Origin of the sequence: Streptomyces sp. CB03238 (assembly GCF_002099185.1) — a bacterium.
In the GTDB taxonomy this organism is placed as follows: domain Bacteria; phylum Actinomycetota; class Actinomycetes; order Streptomycetales; family Streptomycetaceae; genus Streptomyces.
Map to the genome: position 1 here is coordinate 220,345 of NZ_NBCN01000005.1, position 25,144 is coordinate 245,488.

Genomic DNA, 25,144 nt, shown 5'->3' on the forward strand with positions numbered 1-25,144 from the left:
CACCCGACCCCGAGGACTCCCCCTGTGACCAGTCTCAACGTCGAGATGCTGGCAGCGGACGCCACCGAGCCGATCACCTCGGCCGGCAACGCCCAGCTGGGCATCGCCGTCCTGGCGGGCATCGCCGTCATCGTCCTGCTCATCACCAGGTTCAAGCTCCATGCCTTCCTGGCCCTGACCATAGGCTCGCTCGGGCTCGGCGCCTTCGCCGGCGCCCCGCTCGACGCGACCATCACGTCGTTCACCAAGGGCCTCGGCTCGACCGTCTCGGGCGTCGGCGTGCTCATCGCCCTCGGCGCGATCCTCGGCAAGCTGCTCGCCGACTCGGGCGGCGCGGACCAGATCGTCGACACGATCCTGGCGAAGGCGGGCGGGCGCGCCATGCCGTGGGCGATGGTGCTGATCGCCTCGGTCATCGGGCTTCCGCTGTTCTTCGAGGTCGGCATCGTGCTGCTGATCCCGGTGGTGCTGCTGGTCGCCAAGCGCGGCAACTACTCGCTGATGCGGATCGGTGTGCCGGCGCTGGCCGGTCTGTCCGTGATGCACGGCCTGATCCCGCCGCACCCCGGCCCGCTCGTCGCCATCGACGCGGTCGGAGCGAACCTGGGCGTGACGCTGGCGCTGGGCATCCTGGTGGCCATCCCGACGGTGATCATCGCCGGCCCGCTGTTCTCGCGGTACGCGGCGCGGTGGGTGGACGTCCCGGCGCCCGAGCGGATGATCCCCCAGCGGACGTCGGACGACCTGGAGCGGCGGCCGGGCTTCGGCGCCACCGTGGCGACCGTGCTGCTGCCCGTGGTGCTGATGCTGGTCAAGGCGCTGGTGGACATCGTCGTCGACGACCCGGAGAACCACGTCCAGCGGGTCACCGACGTCATCGGCTCGCCGCTGATCGCGCTGCTCGCGGCGGTCCTCGTGGGCATCTTCACGCTGGGCCGGGCGGCCGGCTTCACCAAGGAGCGGATCTCCTCGACCGTCGAGACGTCGCTCGCCCCGATCGCGGGCGTGCTGCTGATCGTCGGCGCCGGCGGCGGTTTCAAGCAGACCCTGATCGACGTGGGCGTGGGCCAGATGATCCTGGACTTCTCCGAGGACTGGTCGATCCCCGCGCTGCTGCTGGCCTGGCTGATCGCGGTGGCGATCCGGCTGGCGACCGGCTCGGCGACCGTCGCCACCATCTCGGCGGCCGGACTGGTCGCGCCGCTGGCGGCCGACATGTCGACCTCGCACGCGGCGCTGCTGGTGCTGGCGATCGGCGCGGGTTCGCTCTTCTTCAGCCATGTCAACGACGCCGGGTTCTGGCTGGTGAAGGAGTACTTCGGTATGAACGTCGGCCAGACGATCAAAACCTGGTCGGTGATGGAGACAATCATCTCGGTCGTCGGGATCGTGTTCGTGCTGCTGCTGTCCCTGGTGCTGTAGGACGGCCCGCGCTACGAGGTGTCCGGCATGACGGGCGTCCAACTCGCCCCGGACGATGGCCCGGTGCCGGAAAACGGCGCCTGAGGTCCAGTCCCGGAACGGCCGCTCAGGATCCGGTCCCGAAACCGGCGCCTAGGAGCCGGTCGCCTTCGCTGCCGCACGGCCCGCCGCGCGGCCGGAGAAGAGGCAGCCGCCGAGGAAGGTGCCCTCCAGGGAGCGGTAGCCGTGGACGCCGCCGCCACCGAAACCGGCGGCCTCGCCCGCCGCGTACACGCCGGGCAGGGGGGTGCCGTCGGCGGTCAGGACGCGGGAGGAGAGGTCGGTTTCGAGGCCGCCGAGCGACTTGCGGGTGAGGATGTTCAGGCGTACGGCGATCAGCGGACCGGCCTTGGGGTCGAGGATGCGGTGCGGGGTGACCGTACGGATCAGCTTGTCGCCGAGGTATTTGCGGGCGCCGTGGATCGCCGTGACCTGGAGGTCCTTGGTGAAGGGGTTGGCGATCTCCCGGTCGCGGGCGGTGATTTCGCGGCGCAACGCGGCCTCGTCGATGAGCGCTTCCTTGGTGAGCGCGTTCATGCCGCGCACCAGCGCCGGCAGGTCCCTCTCGATGACGAAGTCGGCGCCGTGGTCCATGAACGCCTTGACCGGGCCGGGGACGTCGGCGCGGGCGCGGTCGAGGACGCCGCGGACCGACTTGCCGGTGAGGTCGGGGTTCTGTTCGGAGCCGGAGAGGGTGAACTCCTTGCCGATGATGCGCTGGTTGAGGACGAACCAGGTGTAGCCGTGCCCGGACTTCATGATGTGTTCGAGGGTGCCGAGGGTGTCGAAGCCGGGGAAGAGCGGGACGGGGAGCCGGCGGCCGCGCGCGTCGAGCCAGAGGGAGGACGGGCCGGGCAGGATGCGGATGCCGTGCCGGGCCCAGATGGGGTTCCAGTTCTCGATGCCCTCGGTGTAGTGCCACATCCGGTCGCGGTTGATGTGGTGGGCGCCGGCCGCCTCGGCGATGCCGAGCATCAGGCCGTCGACGTGGGCGGGCACGCCGGAGAGCAGCTTCTCGGGCGGGGTGCCGAGCCGGTCGGGCCACTGGGCGCGTACGAGGTCGTGGTTGCCGCCGATGCCGCCTGAGGTGACGATCACGGCCTGCGCCCGGTACTCGAACGCCCCGGTGACCTGCCGGCTGCTGGCCGTGCCGCGCTCGGCGTCCGACGGCTCCAGGATCTCGCCGCTGACGGTGTCGACGGCGCCCGCGGTGCGGCCGAGGCCGGTGACGCGGTGCCGGAACCGCGGGCGTACGAGGCCCCTGGCGACGCCTGCGCGCACGCGCCGCTCGAAGGGGGCGACCAGGCCGGGGCCGGTGCCCCAGGTGATGTGGAACCGCGGCACCGAGTTGCCGTGCCCGGTGGCGTCGTAGCCGCCGCGCTCGGCCCACCCGACGACCGGGAAGAAGCGGACGCCCTGCCGGTGCAGCCAGGCCCGCTTCTCGCCGGCCGCGAAGTCGACGTACGCCTCGGCCCATTGGCGCGGCCAGTGGTCCTCGGGGCGGTCGAAGCCGGCCGTGCCGTGCCAGTCCTGGAGGGCGAGGGCGTGGCTGTCGCGGATGCGCATGCGGCGCTGCTCGGGCGAGTCGACGAAGAACAGGCCGCCGAAGGACCAGTGCGCCTGGCCGCCGATGGACTGCTCGGGCTCCTGGTCGAGGAGGATGACGCTGCGCCCCGCGTCGACCAGTTCGGCGGTGGCGACCAGGCCGGCGAGGCCCGCCCCGATCACGATCACATCAGCGTCGTACGCCATGGGTCCTCATCCTTGTCGGCCGGGTGTTCCGATCTTCCGTACGCGGCAGTAACTCGTCAACCGTCGTGCGGTGGTTTCATGGCGGCATGACCCCTGCTGACGAGATCCTGGACGTCGTCGACGAGCACGACGAGGTGGTGGGGCGGCTGCCGCGCGGCGAGGTGTACGCGCGGGGCCTGCGCCACCGCTGTGTGTTCGTCCTCGCGCGGGACGCCGAGGACCGGGTGTTCGTCCACCGCCGCACGGCGACGAAGCTGGTCTTCCCGTCCCTGTACGACATGTTCGTGGGCGGTGTCGTCGGCGCGGGCGAGAGCTACGACGCGGCGGCGCTGCGGGAGGCGGAGGAGGAGCTGGGCGTACACGGGCTGCCGCGGCCCACGCCGCTGCTGAAGTTCCTGTACGAGGACGGCGGCGGGCGCGGGTCGTGGTGGTCGGCCGTGTACGAGGTGCGGTGCACCCTGCCGGTGGACCCGCAGGTGGAGGAGGTCGCCTGGCACGGGTTCGTGACCGAGCGGGAGCTTCAGGCGCGCCTCGGCGAGTGGGAGTGGGTGCCGGACGGGCTGGCGGCGTACGAAAGGCTGCGCGAGCACCGCGCCGGTAGGCTGATCATGTGAGCGAATTCGTGCGGGGTCTGCGGCTGTGGTTGGCGCCGCAGCGGATCCGGGAAGAGGGCGACACGCCCGACTACCGGTTCTCCCTCGCCAATGAGCGTACGTTCCTGGCCTGGATCCGTACCGCGCTGGCGCTGGTCGGCGGCGGGTTCGCGGTGGACCAGTTCCTGCCCGATCTGCGGTGGGGCGTCCGGGTCGGGATGGCGCTCGCGCTGCTCGCCGCCGGGGCGCTGTGCGCGCTGCGGGCGGTGAACCACTGGGCGCGCTGCGAGCGCGCCATGCGGCGTGACGAGGACCTGCCCGTCAGCCGCTTCCCGACGCTGCTGAGCCTGGCCGTGGGCCTGGTCGCCGGCGCGATGGTGGTGGTCGTCCTCTTCGGCTGGCGCGGCTGATGAGCGCCGACGCCCGCGATCCGGGGCTCCAGCCGGAGCGGACGCGGCTGGCGTGGCGGCGTACGACGCTGTCGGCGACCGTCGCCGCGCTGCTCGCCGCCAAGCAGGCCGTGCACGACGGGGTCACGGCGGCCGGGCTGGTGGGCACGGGGCTGTCGCTGCTGGTGTGGCTGGCGTTCCTGGGCGTGGCCCACCGGCGGATGCGGACGCTGGGCGCGGCCCGTCCGGCGCCGATGACGCCGCGCGGGGCGGTCGTGGCGGCGGCCTGCACGGTGGCGCTGGCCGCGTTCGCCGTGGGCGTGGTGGTGTGACCGCCTGCGGCGTGCCTGATCGCGCGGGTGATGGACGGCATGAGGTGACCGCCCTCCCGCCGGGGTGCCCGGTGGTGCGTCACCCGAACGGGCCGCGACGCGCGAGCGGCGAGACCGGGAACGGCATGGGCACGTCCTCTGCCGCCCCGCTGTCCTGCCGCAGCGCGGAGAGCGCCATCAGCTGCGGGTCCTGGAGCAGCAACTGGGCGTGGAGCGCGCGCAGGGACGGGCCCGGTTCGGCGCCCAGTTCCTCGACCACCCGGCCGCGGTGGTCCGCGTACACCGTGAGGGCCTCGTTGCCGCGGTCCGACCGGTAGAGCGCGAGCATCAGCAGCCACACGAAGCGTTCCCGCAGCGGGTACTTGTGCACCGCGTAGTACAGGTACGGCACCGCGTTGCGGTGTCTGCCGAGCTCCAGTTCCAGTTCGGCGCGCACCTCCATGTCGGCGAGGAAGCGCTCCTGGCGGTAGAGGCGCTCCCGCTCCAGCATGGGCCCGTCGAGTCCTTCGACGAGCGGTCCCGTCGACATCGTGCGCGCTTCCTCCAGCAGCCGTGCCGCCTTCAGGATCTCGCCGTCGCGCGCCGCGGCGATGCCGGCGGACGCCAGCCGTTCGTACGTATAGAGATCCACATCGGCGTCCCCGGTGTCCAGCCGGTATCCACCGCCCGACCACTCCAGGCGGACGCCGTCACCGTCGTGGCCATCGGCCGCGAGCAGACCGCGCAGGCCCGAGACGGACTTCTGGATAAGATTCTTCGCGTATGCGGGGTAATCCATGCCCCACAGCGCCTCGGTCAGCTGGTCCACTCCGGTTTCCATATCCGGCCGGAGCAACAGCACTGCCAGCAGGGCCCGTTGCTTGGGCGGTCCGAGTTCGAGGGTTTCCGGACCCCGGGTGACCTGGAGCGGACCCAAAAGGCGGAAGCGCAGTTTCGGCGGGTCTTCCTCGCCCCTCATGCCGCGTTCACGCAAGAGCACACCTGACATGTTTCCCCCATGAATATGATCACGGGCAAGGCTAGACATTACTGGCTGGTTCCCTCACGCCGCACCAACAAGTGAGGTGTGCGTCACACGGCGTCACATTTTGACGTCACATGCCAGAGGGTCATGCGGCGCCGTCCGGCACGGCGCGGGACGGGTCAGGGCCTGATCATGGCCGGCTCACGGACGCTCACGGACGGCTCCCGGGACGGCATTCAGCGCTTCTTCCAGCGCCTTGACCAGCGACTGGTCCAGCCCTCTCCCCCAAGGTGATGCGGTACCCGCTCTCTTGCTTGGAGAAACGATGACCGGCCCAGCTCAGCAGGATCAGATCCGTACCGCTCTCCGCTACGACAGCACGGTTCCCCGGGCCATGGTGCACCGCTCGGCGATCGCCGAGGTCTTCCTCACCGACTCCCGCCCCACGGACCGGCCCGACACCTACGAGGTGGCGGCCCAGCTGCCACGTGCGCACATCATGGGTGAGCGGTCGGGCACCCACGACTTCCTGCTGCTCGTGGAAGTGCTGCGGCAGGCCGGGGTGTACCTCGCCCACGCCTATCAGAACGTGAGCCCGGACGACTCGTTCATCTTCCGGAACCTGCGCATACGGATACGGGACCTGTCCGCCATGCGCAGCGGTGGTGAACGGCCCGCCCAGGCGGTCACCACCCTCACCCGTCGACCCGCAGCGCAAGCGGAACGGACGGGTGCACGCCCTGGACTTCTCCGGGACGCTCACCATCGAGGGCCGGACCGTCCTGCACGTCGGCGGAGGACTGGCCTTCTTCAGCCGCAACGTCTACCGCGCGCTGCGCGCCCGCCGCCGTGACGCCCTGGCCTGCGTGATCGGTGCGCTGCCGACCCATGTGGCCGCGAACCCCGCCACGGTGGGGCGCCGCGACCCGTACAACGTGGTGATCACCCGGCCGGTTCCCGCCGGGGAGAGCACGCTGGCAGCCACCGTGCTCCCCGACACGACGCACCCCCACCTCTTCGACCACCAGCTCGACCACATCCCGGGCAACCTCCTGCTGGAAGCGGCCCGGCAGCTGTCCGCGGCCTCCGTGGCGACGCTGCACTCCATCTCCGCCACGGGTCTCCAGGTGACCTCGCTCGACGCGCGCTTCGAGGAGTTCGCCGAACTCGACCTGCCCGCCCGGGTCGTGGCACGGGTCGAGCAGTTCCGGGTCGACAAGACACTCGGCACGCTCGTCGTGCCCGTCGTGGTGGAGATTCTCCAGCAGGAGCGCGTCACCGCGTCGTTCCGCCTGGAGGTCGCTCAGTGAGCTCCGCGCCCATCACGACCGTCGTGGTCGACTACGGCGGTGTCCTGACCAATCCGCTGCACGAGACGTTCGCGGCCTTCGCCGCGTCCGTGGGGATCGAGACGGCCGTGCTGCAGGAGGCCTTCGCCCGGGCAACCGTACGACACGGACGCAGCCCGATGGCCGACCTGGAGACCGCGCGGTGCACCGAGGCCGAGATGGTGGCACGGGTCCTTGCCGAGTTGCCGGACGGCACGGGCGAGGACCTCCTCGGCGGCCGGGAGTTCGGCGATCTGTGGTTCCGCGGCAGGACGGTCAACGCCGAACTGGTCTCGTTCCTGCGCAGGCTGCGCGCCGAGGGCTACCGCGTCGCCCTGCTCACCAACAACGTCGCCGAGTGGGGCCCGCGCTGGCGCGCCCAGCTGCCCGTGGACGAGCTCTTCGACGCCGTCGTCGACTCCTCGGCCGAAGGGGTGCGCAAGCCCGACCGGCTGATCTACCAGCGGCTGCTGGAGCGGCTGCCCGCGGCGGCACACGAGTGCGTCTTCCTCGACGACCTGGAGGAGAACTGCGCCGCCGCCTCCCGCATCGGCATGCTCGCTGTTCCGTTCACCACCACCGATGAGGCGATCGACCAGGTCGTGGCCCTGCTCCGCTCCCGCGGTGCCTTCAACTTCAGGAGCGTGGCGTGACGGACAGCGACACGGTGCTGGTCGTGGGGGCCGGCCCCACCGGGCTCACCCTCGCCTGCGCCCTCCTCCGGCACGGAGTGGCGTGCCGGGTGATCGACCGCCGTAAGGGACCCGCCAGCGAGCCCAAGGCACTGATCCTGTGGAGCGGCGCACTGGAGGTACTGCGGCGCGTCGGCGTGGCGGACTGCCTGGTGCAGCGCTCGCTGGCACTGTCCGGGGCGTCCTACTGGTCCGGCGGCAAGCGGACCGGCCGGGTGCGTTTCGGTTCGCTGGCCGGCACCGCGTACCCCCAGCCGCTGTGCGTACCGCAGTCGGTCACCGAGAGCGTGCTGTACGCGCGGCTGCTGGAGCTCGGCGGCAGCGTCGAGTGGAATACCGAACTCGTCGGCGCCCGCCTCGCCGGCGGTGCCCACGGGCCGGTTACGGCCACCATCGCGGTGCCAGGGCCGGGGTACGGCTCCGGCGCAGCGGGCGGCAGCGGCTCCACGTCGGACGTCTCCCCGCGCTGGCTGGTGGGCGCGGACGGTACGCACAGCAGGGTGCGCGAGGCCGCGGGGATCGCCTTCCGGGGCAGTACGTACGCCCGCGACTTCCTCCTGGGTGACGGCGAGATCAGCGGTGACCTGCCTCAGTCGGAGGCGCAGTACCACCTGACGCCCGAGGGGGTCATGGTCGTCGTACCGCTGCCCGGCGGCGGCCACCGGATCTTCTTCGACCGGGATGCCACCGACGGGGCGGGCCCCCTTTCGGACGAGGACCTCCAGGCGCTGCTGGAGGCCCGCGGGCCGAAGGGCTGGCAGGTGCGCTCCACCTGGTGGCGCAGCACCTTCCGGGTCCACACGAAGGTCGCCGAGGCGTTCCGGTCAGGGCCGGTGTTCCTGGCCGGGGACGCCGCACACTGCCACAGCCCGGCCGGTGGGCAGGGGCTGAACACCGGGGTGCAGGACGGATTCAACCTGGGTTGGAAGCTCGCCGCGGTCGCCCGTGGCGCTGACCCGGCACTGCTCGACAGCTACGAGGCGGAGCGGCGGCCCGCCGCCCTCCGGGCCCTGCGCAACTCCGATCGCCAGACGCGGTTGTGGCTGCTTCGTGACGGCCCCCGGCGCGTGGTGCGCGACACCCTGCTGAAGGTGGCGTCGCTCACCGGCGCCCTGGACCGCACGGTGGTTCCGGAACTCGCCCAGCTGGACCCGGGTCTGGAGTCGAGCCCCGCGGTGCCGGGGGAGCTTGCCGCACCCGGCTCGCGGACCGTGAGGAAAGCCGGTGCGCTGCGGCCCGGCGGGCGGCTGCCCGACACCCCGTGGCAGCCACTGTCCGGCACCGGCGCGACCTCGCTCCACGAGTTCCTCGCGGCCGGCCGGCACACCATGCTGGTGGTGCAGGGCGGCGCCGACCCGGCGGAGGGCGAGCGCGCGGCCCTGGAGACGGCAGAACTGGTGGACCGGTGCACGGTCCGTGACCTGACGGACGTCGTCCTGCTGACGGGCCGGGACTCCCGGGTCGGGTGGGACGGCCTGGCGCCGTACGCGCGGGCCGTGGACACCGGCCGGGCGCTGACCGGTCTGGCCGGACGGGACCCACTGGTGGTCTACGTACGGCCGGACGGCGCGGTCGGCGCCTGGTCCACGCACCAGGGCCTGCCGGAACTGGCGGCAGGGATCTCCGTGCTCCGCGCCCCCGTGGAGCGGGTTGTCTGATGCTGACGTCCCTCGGCGCACACCTCGTGCGCAGACCGTGGCTGTTCCTGGTGGCAGCCGTGGTGCTGGTTCTGGACGCCGTGCTGCTCGGCGCGGATCTGCCCGGTCGGCTGAGCAACACCGGTACGACGGACCCCGCTTCGGAGTCCGCGCGGGTGCAGCGCGTGCTGGAGCAGCACTATCCCGAGCAGCAGCCCAACCTGATCCTGCTGGTCTCGGTGCCCGGGCACGCGCAGGTCGACGACCGGCCGCTCGCCCGGCAGGGGGTCCGGCTGGCGGAGCGGCTCGCCTTCGAGGAGTCGGTCGTCGGTGTCGTCTCGTACTGGCAGACGGGGCTGGCGGATCTCCGCTCCCGAGACGGCCGTCAGGCGGTGATCGCCGCCCGGATCGATGGCGGTGAGGACTGGGCGCGGGACGAACTGGAGCGGCTGGCACCGCACTTCCGTGGGGAACAGGGTGACCTGACGGTCCGGATCTCCGGCTCGCTCGCCGTGCAGAACGAGATCGAGAGCACCGTCGCGGCGGACCTCACCCGCTCCGAGCTGCTCGCCCTCCCGCTCACCCTGGCCGTGCTGGTGTGGGTCTTCGGCGGGGTTGTCGCCGCCTCGCTGCCGGTCCTGGTGGGACTGGCCACGGTCCTGGGGACAGGCGCGGTGCTGCGCCTGGTCACCGGATTCACCGAGGTGTCGGTATTCGCGCAGAACCTCACCACCGCGCTCGGCCTGGGGCTGGCGATCGACTACGCGCTGCTGATCGTGCGCAGATTCCGTGAGGAGCTCGCCGCGGGGGCGGTGCCCGGCGACGCCGTGGTACGCACCGTGCGCACCGCCGGCCGTACCGTCCTGTTCTCCGCGCTGACCGTGGCCGTCGCCCTGGCCGCGATGCTGGCGCTTCCCCTGGCGTTCCTGCGCTCCCTCGCCTGGGCGGGGATCAGTGTGGTGCTGCTCGCCGCGCTCGCCTCCCTGACGGTGCTGCCCGCCGTGCTGGTACTGCTGGGACGCCGGGTCGACGCGTGGCCGGTACGCCGCCGGAAGCGCGGCGCGGCCGCTTCGAAGGGTCGGCTGACGGCTGCGGTGATGCGCCGCGCTCCGCTGGTCACCGTGGCGGTGACCGGGCTGCTGCTGGCCCTTGGCCTGCCGTTCCTGGGCGCCGAGTTCGGCACCGCCGACCATCGTCAGCTGCCCGCCACGAGCGAGGCGCGGGCCATCCAGGAAGCGCTGCGGGACGACTTCGACGGCTCGCCGGAGGGCACGGTGCCCGTGCTGCTGCGTACCGGCGACGCCTCTCGGGCCGAGGCGCGGGCCGTCGCCGGGCGCATCGCGGCGAAGTTGTCCGCGCTCGACGGGGTGACCCGCGTCGAGTCCTCGGCCGGCACCTACCGCGACGGGAGCCGGTCGGAGGCGGCGACGCCCGCCGACTCCTCGCGCGCCACCGCCGGTCACGACCTGTTGACCGTTATCGCCGAGGACGACACGAGCGCGACCTCCGCCGCCCACCAGCGGCTGGTGGAGACCGTGCGCGCGGCCTCCTCGTCCGACGGGGCGTCCGTCGGCGGCCCCGCGGCGGCGCTGCTGGACACCAAGGCGGCCATCGGGCGCGGGCTGCTGCCCGCCCTCGCCTTCGTGCTGGGGGCGACCCTGCTGCTGGTCTTCCTCCTGACCGGAAGCGTGGTACTGCCGTTGCTGACCGTGGCGCTCAACGCCCTGAGCCTGACTGCCATGTTCGGCGCGGTGGTGTGGGTGTTCCAGGAGGGCCAACTGTCCGGGCTGCTGGGCTTCACCGCGACCGGGGACGTCGAGACCACCCTGCCCGTGTTGATGTTCTGCGTCGCGTTCGGGCTGTCCATGGACTACGGCGTCTTCCTGATCGCCCGGATCAAGGAGGAGTTCGACCGGACCGGCGGCCACCGTGCTGCGGTCGTACGGGGCATGCGCAGCACCGGTGGGCTCATCACCGCGGCCGCCGTGGTCCTCAGCGTGGTGTTCGTCTCCATCGGACTGTCACGGATCACCAACACCAAGATGCTCGGCTTCGGCGTCGCCCTCGCCGTGCTGGTGGACGCCCTGGTCGTCCGCACCCTGCTGGTCCCCGCCGTGCTGCGGCTGCTGGGCGCCCGCGCCTGGTGGGCCCCCGGCCCCCTGCGCCGCGTCCACCGCCGCCTCGGGCTGCGCGAGGAACCGGCCCCGTACCCGCCCCCCACCCCGACCCCTGAGGAAAGGACGTCGCATGAGCGACACGCCGTCACCCGCTGAACCAGCCGGGCCGGCCGCCGTCCTGGTCACCGGAGCCACCGGACTGCTCGGCCACGCCGTCGTCGGCCGGCTCCTCGCCGCCGGGAGCGAGGTGGTGGCGGTGGTACGGAACCCCGAGCGCGCCGCCACCCTGCTGCCGCGCCATCCCGCGCTGCGGCTGGTCACTGGGGACGTCACCGACATCGGGAGCTACGGGACCGCGCTGCGCGGCATGGACGCGGTGATCCACACGGCCGCGTACTTCCGTGAGTACTACCAGCCGGGCCACGACCTCGGGCAGCTGTACCGCACCAACGTGGAGGCGGTGGAGGACCTGCTGAAGGCATCGGTGGACGCCGGAGTGCCCACGGTGGTGCACACCAGCTCCATCGCCGTACTGGGCGGGGGAGACGTGACCTCCCCCGGCGACGAGGACACCCCGAACGGGGCCCCCGGCCGGGACAACCACTACCGGGGCAGCAAGATCCGGGCCGAGCGGTTGATCTCCGCCTTCGGCGACACGTACGGGCTGCGGATACCGATCGTCCTGCCCGGCTGGATGTGGGGGCCCGGCGACGCGGGCCCCACCTCGGCGGGACGGCTCTTCCTGGCGGTGGCGCGCGGCGGGATCAGGGCACTGCCGACGGCGGGAAACCACGTCGTGGACGCCCGGGACGTGGCCGCCGCCTGTGTCTCCGCGGCGGTCCGCGGGGCCGCCGGGCGCCGCTACATCGTGGGCGGCCGCTGGTACGCGCTGCACGAGATCTGCGCGGCCGTCGTCCGGGCGACCGGTACCGGAGCAGTGCCCCGGCGGCTGCCTCCCCGGACCGCGATGACGCTCGCCTCGCTCCTGGAATGGCAGGCGAGGGCGCGCGGAAGGCAGCCGGTCGCCACCCGTACGGGGATGCGGGCGCTCCTCGAAGGACACCACCGGAGGGTCTCCTCCGCCAGGGCACGCCGTGAACTGGGCGTGGCCTTCCGCCCGCTGGAACAGACCGTCGCCGACCAGGCCGCATGGCACCAGGCGCACGGACAGCTGCCGTCCACCGGGACGGCGCGACGAGAGGTGAGGAGCGCATGAGCGTCATCAGGCGGATCGCCGTACTGGCTGCGGGCGCGGCGCTGCTGGCGAGTCCGGTGGCGGCCGCCGTGACCGTGGCGGCCGACACCCCGCCCGCGTCCCGGACGGCCGTGGCCTCCGTATCGTCCACGCCGTCGCCGGCCGAGGCGCGGGCGGCCGCCGAGGCGACCGCGGCACGTCTCGCGGCTGCGAAGATCGTGGACGTCCCGGTCACCTTCACCGTACGCAACGTCAACCGCAGCAGGACCGGCTGCCGGACGGACGGCGGAACCTACCGGGTGCGGGGTCATCTGACCGCGCCCGAGTCCGTGCTGTCCGGCGCGAAGCGGTCCGTCACCCTGTACCAGCACGGGATCGCCGCGGGCGAGTGGTACTGGCGCCTGGACGTGCCCGGCTACCACTACGCCGAGGAGCTCGCCAGGCGGGGGCACGCCTCCGTCACCGTCGACCGGCTCGGCTACGGCACGAGTGACCGTCCCGACGGCTTCGACACCTGCATCGGTGCCGAGGCGGACATCGCCCACCAGATCGTGCGGCAGCTGCGAGCCGGTACGTACCAGCTCGGCGCGCGGCCCGCCCGTGGCCCCGCCGAACCGCCGTCCTTCGGCACGGTGACCCTGGCCGGGCAGTCCAACGGCGGGCAGGTCGTCCAGATCGCCGCGTACTCGTTCGCCGGGATCGACGGCCTGATGATCATGGACTGGACGGACCGCGGCCTGACCCCGGAGGCCAACACCCGCTTCTTCAGCGCCCTTCAGAGCTGTATGGCCGGCGGGCAGCCGAGCAGGAAGCCCTCGGACCCGGGTGGGTACGTCTACTACGACCTGGGCCCCGACCAGTTCCGCAGGGGCAACTTCCACGACACCGAGCAGCGCGTCATGGACGCCGCGACCCCGCACCAGAACCGCCATCCCTGCGGTGACATGACCTCGCAGCTCGATTCCGTCTTCACGGACCTGGAGCACGTGCACACGGTCAAGGTGCCGGTCCTGTTCGTGTACGGCGACGAGGACGCCCGTGTCACCGGAGGCGCCGCCCACCGGCGCCTGTTCACCGGGGCGGAGACCGAGCTGCTCACCATTCCGGGAGCCGGCCACTACGCCACGATGGCCCGTTCGGCACCCCGCACCTTCGACCGGATCGACGCCTGGCTCGACTCCCGCGGACTGTAACCCCCTTCCCGATTCCCCTCTGTTCCCCCCGTTTCCGGAGAGTGCACCGTGCCCATTACACGTCAATTCACCAGTCCCCGCGCTGAAGAGAGTCCGCCCGCGCTGCGGCGGTGGGGGCGCGTGGCCGCCGCGCGGGCCCGGCTCGTCGTGTGGCTCGGCGTCGCCCTGGCCGTCCTGGGAGTGGTGCTCGCGGCGGGCACCATGGACCGCCTGTTGCTGAGCCGTTTCGAGAGCCCGGGCTCCGAGTCGCTGAATACCCGCGCAGTCCTCCAGGAGGAGTTCGGCACGGGCACGCCCAGTGTGCTGCTGATGGTCACGGCCCGGCAGGGCACCGTGGACGACCCGGCGGTCGCCGCCGAGGGACGCGCGCTGGAAAGGGAGCTGGCCGGGAAGGACGGGGTGGCCGAGGTCGCCTCGTACTGGTCGCGCGGCAACTCCCCCGCCATGCGCGGCACCGACGGGAGGCAGGCCCTGGTCATCGCCCGGATGGCGGGCACGGTGACCGAGGCCCGTACGAAGCTGGCCGAGTTCTCCCCCGACTTCACCAGGGACGGCGAACTGGTGACGGTCCGCGTGGGCGGCGGGGACGAGGTGTTCCGGCAGGCCGCCGAGCAGTCCCGGCAGGACTTCCTGCGGGCCGAGATGATCGTCTTCCCGCTGGTGCTGCTCCTGCTGTTCGCCATCTACCGGCGCTTCTCGGCCGCCGCGCTCACGCTCGGCATGGGGCTGTTCTCCGTCATCACCACACTGGCGCTGCTGCGCGGTGTCACCTACGTCACCGATGTCTCGACCTTCGCCGCCAACCTGGCCCTGGTGATGGGCGTCGGACTGGGCGTCGACTACAGCCTGTTCGTCATCAACCGGTTCCGCGAGGAACTGGCGGCCGGCCGGCCGGTGGCCGGGGCGGTCGAGCACGCGGTCGCCAGCGCCGGCCGTACCGTCGCGTTCAGCGGTCTCACCGTGATCGTGTCGCTGGCCTGCCTGCTGCTGTTCCCGTTCCCCTTCCTGCGCTCGTTCGCCTACGCCGGCATCGGTACGGTCCTCACGTCCGTCTTCGCGGCACTGGTGATCCTTCCCGCCGCGCTGGCCCGCCTCGGGCGGCGGGTGGCCCGCAAGGACACCGGTGCCCGCTCCGGCGAGGGCTGGTGGCACTCCACGGCGTTGCGGATGATGCGCAGGCCGCTGGTCTACGGCATTCCCGCACTGGTGCTGCTGCTGGGCCTGGCCTCGCCCTCGCTGGGTCTCACCTTCGGCGTGCCGGACGAGCGGGTCCTGCCCGAGGACGCCTCCAGCCGGGTGGTCCAGCAGGAGATCCGCGACAACTTCGCCGCGGAGGAGATGGACGCCATCCAGGTCCTGCGCCGCGGCCAGGCGGGCGTCGCGGCGAATCGGGACTCGATCGATGCCACGGCCGTCGGCCTGTCCCGCATCCCCGAGGTCCACCAGGTCGACGCCCTCACCGGCTCGTACGCGGCGGGCCGCAAGGTGTCCGAACCGGGCGCCTCCTCGAAGCGGTTCGCCTCCGACAAGGACACCTGGTACTCGGTGGTCGCCACGCACCGCGGCCTCGACCAGGAGATCGAGCGGGTCCTCTCCGAGATCCGCACCACGGCGGCCACCGGGCCCGCCACGGGTGCGGTGGTGATCGGCGGATACCCCGCCGAACTGAGCGACTTCCGGAGCGAGTTGGTCGACCGGCTGCCGCTGGTGTTCGGGCTGATCCTGGTGGTCACCTTTGTGATCCTCTTCCTGATGACCGGCAGCGTGCTGCTCCCGGCCAAGGCGATGGTGCTCAACACCCTCAGCATGGCGGTGATGTTCGGGGCCCTCGTCTGGGTCTTCCAGGACGGCAATCTGTCCGGAGCGCTGGGCTTCACACCGAGTGGTTCCATCGAGCCCAGCATCCCGATCCTGATGTTCTGCACCGCCTTCGGCCTCTCCATGGACTACGAGGTCTTCATGCTGTCGCGGATCAAGGAGGAGTACGACCGCACCGGCGACAACGTCGGCGCCGTCGCCGTCGGCCTGGAGCGCAGCGGCCCGCTGATCACCTCGGCGGCGGTCATCCTCGCGGCCTCGTTCGCCACGTACGCCTCGTCCGGGATCGTGTTCCTGAAGATGCTGGGCCTCGGCATGGTCGTGGTGATCCTGGTCGACGCCACACTCATCAGGGCGGTACTCGTGCCGGTCTTCATGCGCCTGGCCGGGCGGGGCAACTGGTGGGCCCCCGCGCCGCTCCGCGCGCTCCACGCCCGGTTCGGCATCGCCGAGTCGGCACCGTCCGCGCCCGACGCCGTACGGCCCGACGACGCGGGCGTCGGCGCGGCTGCCGGCCGCATCTGAGTCCGCCGGACTCCACGAGGAGAGACACATGCTGGGATTCGGAGTGACGGCGCTCATGCTCGTGGGGTCCGGCGCCCTCCACTACTACCTGTGGATACGTCTGGTCCGTGACACGACCAGGCCCTCGACACGCGCGCGGCGGCTGGGCACCTGGGGGGTGGTGTTCTCAGCTCTGCTGGCCCCCGGTACCCGGATCGTCACCCCGCTGTTCGATCCGGCGGACGGCGGCGCCGGGCGGTGGCTCGCGTGGCCGGGGTACACCTGGATCGGGGTCCTGCTCTACCTTCTCCTGACCTTGTCCGTGCTCGAAGTGCCCCGCACGATCGCCGTACGCGCATGGCAGCGGGCCGGCCGGCAGGCGGAGCAGGCGTCCGCGCCGGAGCCGGAATCCGCGGCCGAGCCGGAATCCGCGCCCGGCCGGCAGCCGGTACTCGTGGCCGGGGCCGGTGCGGCCGGGACGCCGGAGGTTTCGGGCGCCCCGGCCGGTCCGACCGGTCCGGCTGTCGGGAACGGCTCGCCGGCACCGGCCCCCGATCCCCGACAGGCCACGGCCGCCGCCGGAGCGGAGGGCGACCGCCTGCTCGGCCGGCGCCTCGTCCTCGGCCGGGCGGTGGGCGCCCTGGCCGGGGCCACCGCCCTGGGCACCGTCGGCCACGGCATGTCCGTGGCCCTCGGCGACCCCATGGTCAAGCGCGTACCGGTCACCCTGTCGAAGGTGAACGCGCGGCTGGCCGGTCTGCGCATCGCCGTGGTCAGCGACATCCATCTGGGCCCGCTGCTCGGTCGCTCCCACACCGAGCGCATCGTCCGCATGGTCAATGAACTGGAGGCCGACCTGGTGGCGATCGTCGGCGACCTGGCTGACGGGACCGCCGCCCAGCTCGGCCCTGCCGCCCGCCCCCTGCGGGGGCTGGAGACGCGGTACGGCAGTTTCTTCGTCACCGGCAACCACGAATACCTCTACGACGGTGTCGAGGACTGGCTGGACGAGATGCGGGCCGTAGGCGTGCGGCCCCTGGTCAACGAGCGGGTCGAGATCCGGCACGACGGCGCCTTCCTCGATCTGGCAGGAGTGGAGGACCTGGCCGGGGAGGAGTCCGGGCGGGGCCCCGATCTCGCACGGGCGCTGGCCGGCCGGGACACCGGGCGTCCTGTCGTGCTGCTGGCCCATCAGCCGGTGTTCGCGCAGGAGGCGGCCCGTCACGGCGTCGACCTCCAGCTGTCCGGACACACCCACGGCGGACAGATGTTCCCGCTCACCGCGGTGACGGCGCTGTCCAACCCGGTCAGCTCCGGGCTGGGCAGGGTGGACGACACCACGCTGTACGTCACGAACGGGGCCGGGTTCTTCGGGCCGCCGGTCCGGGTCGGTGCCCCGGCCGACATCAGCGTGCTCGAACTGCGCGCCCCCGTCCGGTGACCCGTCCCGTCACTGGTCGGACCAGTCGACGGTCACGACCACCTTGCCGTGCAGGCCGCCCTCCATGTTGGCGCGCTGGGCGTCGGCGGCCTGTTCAAGGGGGAACGTCCTGGCGACCCGCACGGTCAGGGCGCCTTCCTCCACCAGCTCGGCGAGCGCCGTCAGGTCCGCCATGTCGGGGCGTACCCAGCAGTAGCGGCCGCCCAGTCCGATCACCTCGCCGTCGGCGATGGACGCCAGCCGGCCCTCGGGGGCGAGGAGGTTGGCCGAGTCCTTCAGGACCTGGCCGCCGACCGTGTCGAACGCGGCGTCCACGCCGTGCGGGGCCTGGGCCCTGACGCGGCCGGCGAAGCCGTCCCCGTACAGCACCGGCTCCGCCCCGAGCTCGCGGACCCGGTCCTGGCCCTCCTCGCGGGCCGCGCCGATGACGCGGGCGCCGAGGTGCCGGGCGATCTGGACGGCCATGGAGCCGACGCCGCCCGACGCGGCGTTGACCAGGACGGTGTCGCCCGGCCGCACCTCCAGCGCCCGGTGCAGCACCTGGTAGGCGGTGAGTCCGGCGAGCGGCAGGCCCGCCGCCTCCTCGAAGCCCACGTTGCGCGGCTTGTGCGCGAGGGTGCGGACGGGCGCCGCGACGTACTCGGCGAACGTGCCGTGGCACAGCACGTCCTCGCGTACGTACCCCATGACCTCGTCCCCGACGGAGAACTCGGGAACGGACACTCCGGGCTGGACGACGACGCCGGAGACGTCCCAGCCGGGGATCACCGGGAAGACGGTGTCGAAGGACGTGTCGAGATACCCGGCCTGGGCCTTGCGGTCGACCGGGTTGACGGCCGCCGCGCGCACTTTGACGAGCACCTTGTCCGGGCCCACCTTGGGGTCGGGGCGGTCGCCGAACTCCAGGACCTCCGGACCGCCGTACCGGCTGTAGCTGATCGCCTTCATGGTCCGACCCTCCGGCCGGTTCCGGCCGCACGCAAGCCGAAACGGATCATTCCGACAAAAAGAACTAGCCTGGAGGTGTTACCGACGTCCACGCCGGAGGCCTCGCGATGACCGTCCTCCATCAGGAACACCTCGCCCACACCCACCCGCACGGCCCGGCCTGCGGACATCAGGCCGTGGTCCACAACGACCACCTCGACTACGTCCACGACGGGCATCTGCACCGGGAGCACTCCGGACACTGGGACGAGTGCGAGCCCGGTGAGCACATCGCCCACAGCGGTCACGCCCATGAGCACGGGGACAACTGCGGGCACCCGGCCGTCGCGCACGGCGACCATGTCGACTACGTGCACGACGGGCACCGGCACGCCGCGCACGACGGTCACTGGGACGACCACTGAACAGCGGCTTCACCAACGGGGGACGGTGGGGGTGACCCACTCCGGGTCCGCCTGCCGCATCGCCGCCGCGTCGTCGCGCTCGCGCAGGGTGCCGTCGTCGTCGAGCCAGCGCCGGTGGAGGGCGGCGAGCCGCTCACGGTCGAGCTCGACGCCGAGACCGGGAGCGTCGGAGACGGCGAGCCGGCCGCCACGGAAAACATGGCGGGCGGTGATGACGTCCTCGGCCTGCCAGGGGTAGTGGCTGTCGCAGGCGTAGTCGAGGTTGGGGACGGTGGCCGCGACATGGGTCATGGCGGCGAGGCTGATGCCCAGGTGGGTGTTGGAGTGCATGGACAGCCCGACACCGAAGGCCCGGCAGACGGCGGCGAGTTCACGCGTCCGGTGCAGGCCGCCCCAGTAGTGGTGGTCGGAGAGCACCACCTGGACGGCGCCACGGGCGAAGGCCCCGGCGATCTCGGGGAACGTCGTCACGCACATGTTGGTGGCGAGGGGTACGTCGGTACCGGCGGCGACCTCCGCCATGCGGTCGGTGCCGCTCGCCGGGTCCTCCAGGTATTCGAGGACGCCGCCGAGTCGCCGCGCGACGTACAGGGACGTCTCCACGGACCAGGCCCCGTTGGGGTCCAGGCGCAGCGGCCGGCCGGGGAACGCCTCGGCGAGAGCCCGGACGGCGGCGATCTCCTGGTCCGGCTCGAAGACGCCGCCCTTGAGCTTGAAGGAGCGGAAGCCGTGCTCGGCGACGAAGCGCCGGGCCTGGGCGACGATGCCGGCCGGGTCGAGGGCGGCGCCCCAGTCGTCCTTCTCGCCGCCGGCGGGGTGCTCGGCCCAGCGGTAGAAGAGGTACGCGCTGTAGTCGACGGCGTCGCGGACCTTGCCGCCCAGGAGGGCGTGCACGGGCAGGCCGAGCGTCTTGCCGAGCGCGTCCAGACAGGCGACCTCGACGGCGGAGACCACGGACAGGCGCAGCTTGCCGGCGGTACGGACGCCGCGCAGCCCGCCCGCGTCGACGCCCTGCGGCTCGCCCGCGGGGGCGGGTGAGCCGCCGCACACCCGCTCGGCGAGCTGGAACAGGCTGTTCACATGCGTGACCGGATGGCCGGGGAGCGCCTCGGCGAGGAGGCGGGCCAGGTCCAGGTAGGCGCCGTCGCCGTAGGTCTCGCCGACTCCGGTGACGCCGCCCCGGGTGATGACCTCCACGATGAGGCGAGGGGTATAGGGCTGATGGACGCCCTGGGTGTTGAGGAGGGGCGGATCGGAGATGAGGACCGGGGTGAGCCGGACGTCGTCGATCAGCAGCGCGGTATCCATACGTGAACCTTATTCAGCGACGTAACCGAAGAGCCAGACGCCTGCAGCCGGTTTCCGGACCGGCACTGGACGACATACCGACTGGTCGGTCATGCTGCTGCGTACCACCACTGTCCTTCCCGTCACCGGAGGTGCGAACGATGAGCTCAGCTCCCCCACCAGGTCTCGATCCCGAGCGGTTGCGCGGCTTCCTCGACCGCGAGCGGCCCGGCCTGGTGAGCGGACCGCTCAGCGCCCGCCTCGTCGAGGGCGGCCGGTCGAACCTCACGTACGTCGTCACCGACGGCGCCGGCCAGTGGGTCGTGCGCCGCCCGCCGCTCGGCCACGTCCTGGCCACCGCCCATGACATGAGGCGCGAGCACCGGGTGATCAGCGCCCTGCACCCGACGGCCGTCCCGGTCCCGGAGCCGCTGGTGCTGTGCGAGGACGAGGAGGTGCTCGGAGCGCCGTTCTACGTCATGGAGTTCGTGGCCGGCACGCCGTACCGCACCGCCGAGCAGCTCGCCCCGCTCGGCCCCGAACGCACCCGCGCCGCGGTCCTGGGCCTGGTCGACACGCTGGTCGACCTGCACGCCGTGGACCCCGCGGCGGTGGGGCTCGGCGACTTCGGCCGCCCCGACGGCTTCCTGGACCGGCAGCTGCGGCGCTGGGGCAAGCAACTGGACGCCTCGCGCAGCCGCGAGCTGGCCGGGATCGACGAGCTGCACGCCGCGCTCGGCCGCGAGCTGCCGGCCTCGTCGGCCCCGACCGTCGTCCACGGCGACTACCGGCTGGACAACGCCCTGCTGGGCGAGGACGACCGCGTCAACGCCGTCCTGGACTGGGAGATGTCCACGCTCGGCGACCCGCTCACCGACCTGGGCCTGCTGGCCATGTACAGCGTCCGGCTGGACCTGCCGCACTCCCCCGTCTCCACCACCGCGGCCGCGCCCGGGCACCCGGAGCCCGCCGAGCTGATCGAGCGGTACGCCGCCCGCTCCGGCCGCGACACCTCCGCCATCTCCTGGTACACGGCGTTCGCCTGGTTCAAGCTCGCCGTGATCCTGGAGGGCATCCACTACCGCTACACCCTCGGGCAGACCGTCGGCGCCGGCTTCGACCGGATCGGCGACCTCGTTCCCGTCTTCATCGAGCACGGCCTCACCACCCTCCAGGAAGGCTGACCGACACCCATGGACTTCGCATTCGACGCGCGCACCGAGGAACTGCGGGCGAAACTCCTCGCCTTCATGGACGAGTTCGTGTACCCGGCCGAAACGGTCGCCGAGGAGCAGCGGGCGAAGCTCGCCTCGCCGTGGGACACCCCGGCCGTGGTGGAGGAGCTCAAGGCCGAGGCGCGCAGGCAGGGCCTGTGGAACCTCTTCCTCCCCGATGAGGAGTACGGGGCGGGCCTGACGAACCTCCAGTACGCGCCCCTCGCCGAAATCACCGGCCGCTCCCCGCACCTGGCGCCCACCGCCCTCAACTGCGCGGCCCCGGACACCGGCAACATGGAGGTGCTGGCCCAGTTCGCCGACGAGCGGCAGAAGGAGCGGTGGCTGCGGCCGCTGCTCGCCGGGGAGATCCGGTCCGCGTTCGCGATGACCGAGCCCGAGGTCGCCTCGTCCGACGCGACGAACATCGAGACCCGGATCGCGCGGGACGGTGACGACTACGTCATCAACGGCCGCAAGTGGTACATCTCCGGTGCGATGAACCCGGACTGCGCGATCTTCATCGTCATGGGCAAGACCGACCCGGACGGCGAGGACGTCCGCCGCCAGCAGTCGATGATCCTGGTGCCCCGCGACGCCCCGGGTCTGCACGTCCGGCGGGCGATGCAGGTGTACGGCTACGAGGACCACTCCCACGGCGGTCACGCCGAGGTGGTCTTCGAGGACGTCCGCGTCCCGGCGGCGAACCTGATCGGCGAGGAGGGCGGCGGGTTCGCCATCGCCCAGGCCCGTCTCGGCCCCGGCCGGATCCACCACTGCATGCGGCTGATCGGCATGGCCGAGCGGGCGATCGAGCTGATGTGCCGCCGGGCCGTGTCCCGTACGGCCTTCGGCAAGCCGCTGGCCGCCCAGGGGCAGGTGCAGGGGTGGATCGCGGACGCCCGGGTGACGGTGGAGCAGCTGCGGCTGCTGGTGCTGAAGACCGCCTGGCTGATGGACACGGTCGGCAACCGGGGCGCGCACACCGAGATCCAGGCCATCAAGATCGCGACGCCGCGCGCGGTGGTGGACATCATCGACAAGGCGGTCCAGGTCCATGGCGCGGGTGGCGTCAGCCAGGACTTCCCACTCGCCGAACTGTGGGCCGCGGCGCGGACGCTGAAGCTGGCGGACGGCCCGGACGAGGTGCACCAGCGGTCGCTGGCGCGGCGGGAGCTGAAGAAGTACCTCTGAGTCCGGCACGGTGTTCAACAGCGGTACGAGCCCGGGGCGTTGCGCCCCGGGCTTTACCACATGCGAGCAGCCTGCGCGGCGGGAACGGCACTAAGACGGCGTGATCCGGTGTCCGCGGCCTAGATTCGGCCAAGGATCCCCGACTCACCGGCTCCCAGACAACCCGCAGTGCCGTCCGCCTCCTCTCACACGCCGGAGACACCCGCGGCGCGCCATGACCACGCGCGCCGGCCGGCCTCCGCCGTCCCGACAGGCACTCGTAGAACGAGGAACGATGACCAGATCCCACCAGGCCCGTCTCGGGCGCTCGGTGATCGCCGGAGCCGCGGCCATCGCCGTGACCGCCGGTATCGTCGCCGCCGCGCCCGACGGCAGGACGGCCGCCGCCGCCCAGGCCACGCCGCAGCTCAGCCTGATCGCCGCATCGGCGTCGGTGACCCTCGACTCGTACAAGGAACGACCGGGCGTCTACCTCGACCTCGGTACGTACCTCACCGCCGAGAACGCCCCCTTGGAACTCAAGGTGACCCGTAAGTCCTACAAGGACCCGGTCGTCGCCACGCAGATCATCCGTGACGGGGCCAAGACCCGGACCAAGGCCCTTCCCGGCGGGCTGGTGAAGGACTTCACCGGACTGCCCGGCTTCGTCCAGGTCACCATGACCAACGCCGCCGGGAAGACCGTGCTGAACAAGGCCGAGGACTTCTGCCCGAACAACGCCTCCGGCCGGGTGCGCCCCGACGCACCGGCCACGTCGAAGTATCCCGAGAGCTGCCCCGTCAACCCGTTCACGCTCGGCTCGGTGTGGGGTGTGGAGAAGGGCTGGGCCGCCAACACGTACGCGGGCTACTCCTCCACGCCCGTCGTCCTGCCGGCCGGGACGTACACGGCGAAGGTGTCCGTGGCGAAGCGTTACCGCGATCTGCTCGGCATCGCCGACAAGCCACAGACGGTTAAGGTGACCGTGCGCGAGATCGGCTCGGAGGGCGGTGGCGGCGGGGCGCCGGCCGCCCGCCACGGGTCCCGCGCGGCCGGCCACGCCGCCCCGGCGGGTCACGGTGCCGCCTCCGGTCACGCCGCCCCGGCGGGTCACGGTGCCGCCTCCGGTCACGCCGGGCACGGCGCCGTGGCCCCGGCCGCGCCCGCGGCGCCGACGAGCGGCGCGGGACCCTCGTACAACGTGGGCCACGGGCCCCACACGCCCGCACCGCCCGCCCTGCCCTGGGCGGTGAAGAAGGCGGGCCTCAAGGCGGGGGCGCGGATGGGTGACGCGGCCGGGCAGACCGACGGCTCCCGCAAGGCCCCGGCGGTGAAGGCCGCCCCCAAGCGCCCGACCGGCAAGGCGACCGTGCCGGACGTGCCCAAGCCCGACCTCCGTTCGCTGCCCGCCTACGGCATCACCATCAGCGAGCCCGCCACCGAGGGCCCCGACAAGGGCAAGGACTTCCTCGCCTTCAGCGCCAACGTGTGGAACGCGGGCCCCGCGCAGCTGGTCGTCGACGGCTTCCGCGCGCCCGGCAAGGAGCTGATGGACGCCTACCAGTACTTCTACGACGCGAACGGCAAGCAGGTCGGCTACACCCCGACCGGCACCATGGAGTGGGACCCGCGCCCCGGACACGAGCACTGGCACTTCACCGACTTCGCCAGCTACCGGCTGCTGAAGGCCGACCAGAAGGAGGCCGTGCGCAGCGGCAAGGAGGCCTTCTGCCTGGCCAACACCGACGCCGTCGACTACACGGTGAAGAACGCCAACTGGCACCCGTACAACACCGACCTGTCCACGGCGTGCGGTCAGCAGAACTCGATCTCCGTCCGTGAGGTCCTCGACGTCGGCTCCGGCGACACCTACACCCAGGACCTGCCGGGCCAGTCGTTCGACATCACCACGCTGCCGAACGGCACGTACTACATCCAGGTGCTGGCCAATCCGGAGAAGCGGCTCAAGGAGACCGACCTGAACAACAACAGCGCCCTGCGCAAGATCGTCCTCGGCGGGAAGAAGGGGGCGCGTACGGTGACCGTGCCGGCGCACGACCTGGTGAACGCCAACTGACGTCCTGACAGGTCAGGGCCGCAACGCCCTCAGCAGCAGGTCGGCCAGGTGGCCGGCCACCTGCTGGGGGCTGAGCGGCCCGTCCGGGCGGTACCAGGTGGACAGGTGGTGGACGGAGCCGAAGTGGTAGTCCACCACCAGGTCCGCGGGCGTGGCCGACGAGAACACGCCCGCGGCCTGCCCCTCCTCGATGAGGGCCCGGAACCGCTCGTGGTAGCGGCGCCGTTCCGCCCGTACCTGCTTGTTCTTCTCCGGGCTCAGATGGTGCATCGACCGGAAGAAGATCGACGCGTCGTCCAGGTTCTCGATGGTGGTGACCACCACGTCCGCGGCGGCGTCACGCACCCGCTGCTCGACGGGGGCGTCCGCGCTCGCGAAGGCGTCCAGGCGCTCCTGCTGGAGCCGGAGCACGCGCGCGTACACCTCCTGGAGCAGGTCCTCCTTGGAGCCGAAGTAGTGGTAGAGGGCGCCCTTGGTGACGCCGGCCGCCTCGACGATCTCCTGGACGGAGGTGCGGTCGTAGCCCTGTTCCGCGAAGAGCCGGGTGGCGGTGGCCAGCAGCCTCTGGGGGACGGGGGTGCCGTTCCCGTCCGTCGTCCTGGCCATGTGCCGCCACCTCTCTCGT

Annotated in this window: 21 protein-coding genes; 16 read left to right on the forward strand and 5 right to left on the reverse strand. The window is 72.0% G+C overall.

Annotation, left to right across the window (positions count from 1 at the left end; genetic code table 11):
- Window positions 1-24: 24 nt before the first annotated feature.
- On the forward strand, window positions 25-1,422 hold the full coding sequence (locus BKD26_RS10555; protein ID WP_084897573.1) for a gluconate:H+ symporter: 1,398 nt from the start codon (window positions 25-27) through the stop codon (window positions 1,420-1,422).
- Window positions 1,423-1,554: 132 nt separating this feature from the next.
- On the opposite strand, the gene BKD26_RS10560 is transcribed toward BKD26_RS10555, so the two are convergent.
- Complete coding sequence (locus BKD26_RS10560; RefSeq protein ID WP_084897574.1) at window positions 1,555-3,213, reverse strand: FAD-binding dehydrogenase; 1,659 nt, start codon at window positions 3,211-3,213, stop codon at window positions 1,555-1,557.
- Between the two features lie 86 nt (window positions 3,214-3,299).
- Here BKD26_RS10560 and BKD26_RS10565 point away from each other — a divergent pair, with 86 nt between their 5' ends.
- The 3 genes from BKD26_RS10565 to BKD26_RS10575 are packed head-to-tail and all read left to right on the forward strand — an operon-like array spanning window position 3,300 to window position 4,527.
- Window positions 3,300-3,827, forward strand: coding sequence for an NUDIX domain-containing protein (locus tag BKD26_RS10565; RefSeq protein ID WP_084897575.1), 528 nt, complete (start codon window positions 3,300-3,302; stop codon window positions 3,825-3,827).
- The gene (locus BKD26_RS10570; protein ID WP_084897576.1) at window positions 3,824-4,216 is read left to right on the forward strand and encodes a DUF202 domain-containing protein; all 393 of its coding nucleotides are present in this window, start codon (window positions 3,824-3,826) and stop codon (window positions 4,214-4,216) included. Before BKD26_RS10565 ends, BKD26_RS10570 begins: the two co-directional genes overlap by 4 nt.
- A complete protein-coding gene (locus BKD26_RS10575; protein ID WP_084897577.1) occupies window positions 4,216-4,527 on the forward strand; it encodes a DUF202 domain-containing protein in 312 nt (103 codons plus the stop codon). The genes BKD26_RS10570 and BKD26_RS10575 overlap by 1 nt, the downstream gene beginning before the upstream one ends.
- A gap of 79 nt (window positions 4,528-4,606) precedes the next feature.
- Here BKD26_RS10575 and BKD26_RS10580 read toward each other — a convergent pair whose 3' ends face one another.
- Window positions 4,607-5,554 carry an AfsR/SARP family transcriptional regulator gene (locus BKD26_RS10580; protein ID WP_084897578.1) on the reverse strand — a complete coding sequence of 316 codons (948 nt, stop codon included), beginning with the start codon at window positions 5,552-5,554 and terminating at the stop codon, window positions 4,607-4,609.
- 668 nt (window positions 5,555-6,222) lie between these two features.
- On the opposite strand from BKD26_RS10580, the gene BKD26_RS10590 reads away from it, so the two are divergent.
- From BKD26_RS10590 to BKD26_RS10625, 8 genes are all read left to right on the forward strand, one after another.
- Window positions 6,223-6,801 carry an AfsA-related hotdog domain-containing protein gene (locus tag BKD26_RS10590; protein WP_084897580.1) on the forward strand — a complete coding sequence of 193 codons (579 nt, stop codon included), beginning with the start codon at window positions 6,223-6,225 and terminating at the stop codon, window positions 6,799-6,801.
- The gene (locus BKD26_RS10595) at window positions 6,798-7,472 is read left to right on the forward strand and encodes an HAD family phosphatase (RefSeq protein WP_179166495.1); all 675 of its coding nucleotides are present in this window, start codon (window positions 6,798-6,800) and stop codon (window positions 7,470-7,472) included. Before BKD26_RS10590 ends, BKD26_RS10595 begins: the two co-directional genes overlap by 4 nt.
- Window positions 7,469-9,169 carry an FAD-dependent monooxygenase gene (locus BKD26_RS41990; protein ID WP_084897581.1) on the forward strand — a complete coding sequence of 567 codons (1,701 nt, stop codon included), beginning with the start codon at window positions 7,469-7,471 and terminating at the stop codon, window positions 9,167-9,169. Before BKD26_RS10595 ends, BKD26_RS41990 begins: the two co-directional genes overlap by 4 nt.
- Window positions 9,169-11,421: an MMPL family transporter gene (locus BKD26_RS10605; RefSeq protein ID WP_084897582.1), complete on the forward strand. Its 2,253-nt coding sequence runs from the start codon at window positions 9,169-9,171 to the stop codon at window positions 11,419-11,421. The genes BKD26_RS41990 and BKD26_RS10605 overlap by 1 nt, the downstream gene beginning before the upstream one ends.
- Window positions 11,396-12,481 (forward strand): NAD-dependent epimerase/dehydratase family protein, encoded by a 1,086-nt coding sequence (locus BKD26_RS10610; protein ID WP_084897583.1) that lies wholly within the window; start codon window positions 11,396-11,398, stop codon window positions 12,479-12,481. The genes BKD26_RS10605 and BKD26_RS10610 overlap by 26 nt, the downstream gene beginning before the upstream one ends.
- Window positions 12,478-13,653: an alpha/beta hydrolase gene (locus tag BKD26_RS10615; RefSeq protein ID WP_084897584.1), complete on the forward strand. Its 1,176-nt coding sequence runs from the start codon at window positions 12,478-12,480 to the stop codon at window positions 13,651-13,653. Before BKD26_RS10610 ends, BKD26_RS10615 begins: the two co-directional genes overlap by 4 nt.
- Window positions 13,654-13,773: 120 nt before the next feature.
- Window positions 13,774-15,996, forward strand: coding sequence for an MMPL family transporter (locus BKD26_RS10620; RefSeq protein WP_241518596.1), 2,223 nt, complete (start codon window positions 13,774-13,776; stop codon window positions 15,994-15,996).
- Between the two features lie 28 nt (window positions 15,997-16,024).
- Window positions 16,025-17,416, forward strand: a complete 1,392-nt coding sequence (locus tag BKD26_RS10625; RefSeq protein ID WP_084897586.1) for a metallophosphoesterase — start codon at window positions 16,025-16,027, stop codon at window positions 17,414-17,416.
- Between the two features lie 9 nt (window positions 17,417-17,425).
- On the opposite strand, the gene BKD26_RS10630 is transcribed toward BKD26_RS10625, so the two are convergent.
- Window positions 17,426-18,364, reverse strand: coding sequence for an NADP-dependent oxidoreductase (locus tag BKD26_RS10630; RefSeq protein ID WP_084897587.1), 939 nt, complete (start codon window positions 18,362-18,364; stop codon window positions 17,426-17,428).
- A gap of 107 nt (window positions 18,365-18,471) precedes the next feature.
- Here BKD26_RS10630 and BKD26_RS10635 point away from each other — a divergent pair, with 107 nt between their 5' ends.
- Window positions 18,472-18,768: a hypothetical protein gene (locus tag BKD26_RS10635; RefSeq protein WP_084897588.1), complete on the forward strand. Its 297-nt coding sequence runs from the start codon at window positions 18,472-18,474 to the stop codon at window positions 18,766-18,768.
- Window positions 18,769-18,777: 9 nt separating this feature from the next.
- On the opposite strand, the gene BKD26_RS10640 is transcribed toward BKD26_RS10635, so the two are convergent.
- The gene (locus tag BKD26_RS10640) at window positions 18,778-20,076 is read right to left on the reverse strand and encodes a glucarate dehydratase family protein (RefSeq protein ID WP_084897589.1); all 1,299 of its coding nucleotides are present in this window, start codon (window positions 20,074-20,076) and stop codon (window positions 18,778-18,780) included.
- Window positions 20,077-20,216: 140 nt separating this feature from the next.
- Between BKD26_RS10640 and BKD26_RS10645 the strand changes: the two genes are divergently transcribed.
- From BKD26_RS10645 to BKD26_RS10655, 3 genes are all read left to right on the forward strand, one after another.
- The gene (locus BKD26_RS10645; protein ID WP_084897590.1) at window positions 20,217-21,239 is read left to right on the forward strand and encodes a phosphotransferase family protein; all 1,023 of its coding nucleotides are present in this window, start codon (window positions 20,217-20,219) and stop codon (window positions 21,237-21,239) included.
- A gap of 9 nt (window positions 21,240-21,248) precedes the next feature.
- On the forward strand, window positions 21,249-22,463 hold the full coding sequence (locus BKD26_RS10650) for an acyl-CoA dehydrogenase family protein (RefSeq protein ID WP_084897591.1): 1,215 nt from the start codon (window positions 21,249-21,251) through the stop codon (window positions 22,461-22,463).
- 274 nt (window positions 22,464-22,737) lie between these two features.
- The gene (locus BKD26_RS10655) at window positions 22,738-24,519 is read left to right on the forward strand and encodes a lysyl oxidase family protein (RefSeq protein ID WP_084897592.1); all 1,782 of its coding nucleotides are present in this window, start codon (window positions 22,738-22,740) and stop codon (window positions 24,517-24,519) included.
- A 12-nt stretch (window positions 24,520-24,531) separates the two neighbouring features.
- On the opposite strand, the gene BKD26_RS10660 is transcribed toward BKD26_RS10655, so the two are convergent.
- Entirely contained in the window at window positions 24,532-25,125 is a 594-nt protein-coding gene (locus tag BKD26_RS10660; protein ID WP_084897593.1) for a TetR/AcrR family transcriptional regulator, read from the reverse strand.
- Window positions 25,126-25,144: the final 19 nt, after the last annotated feature.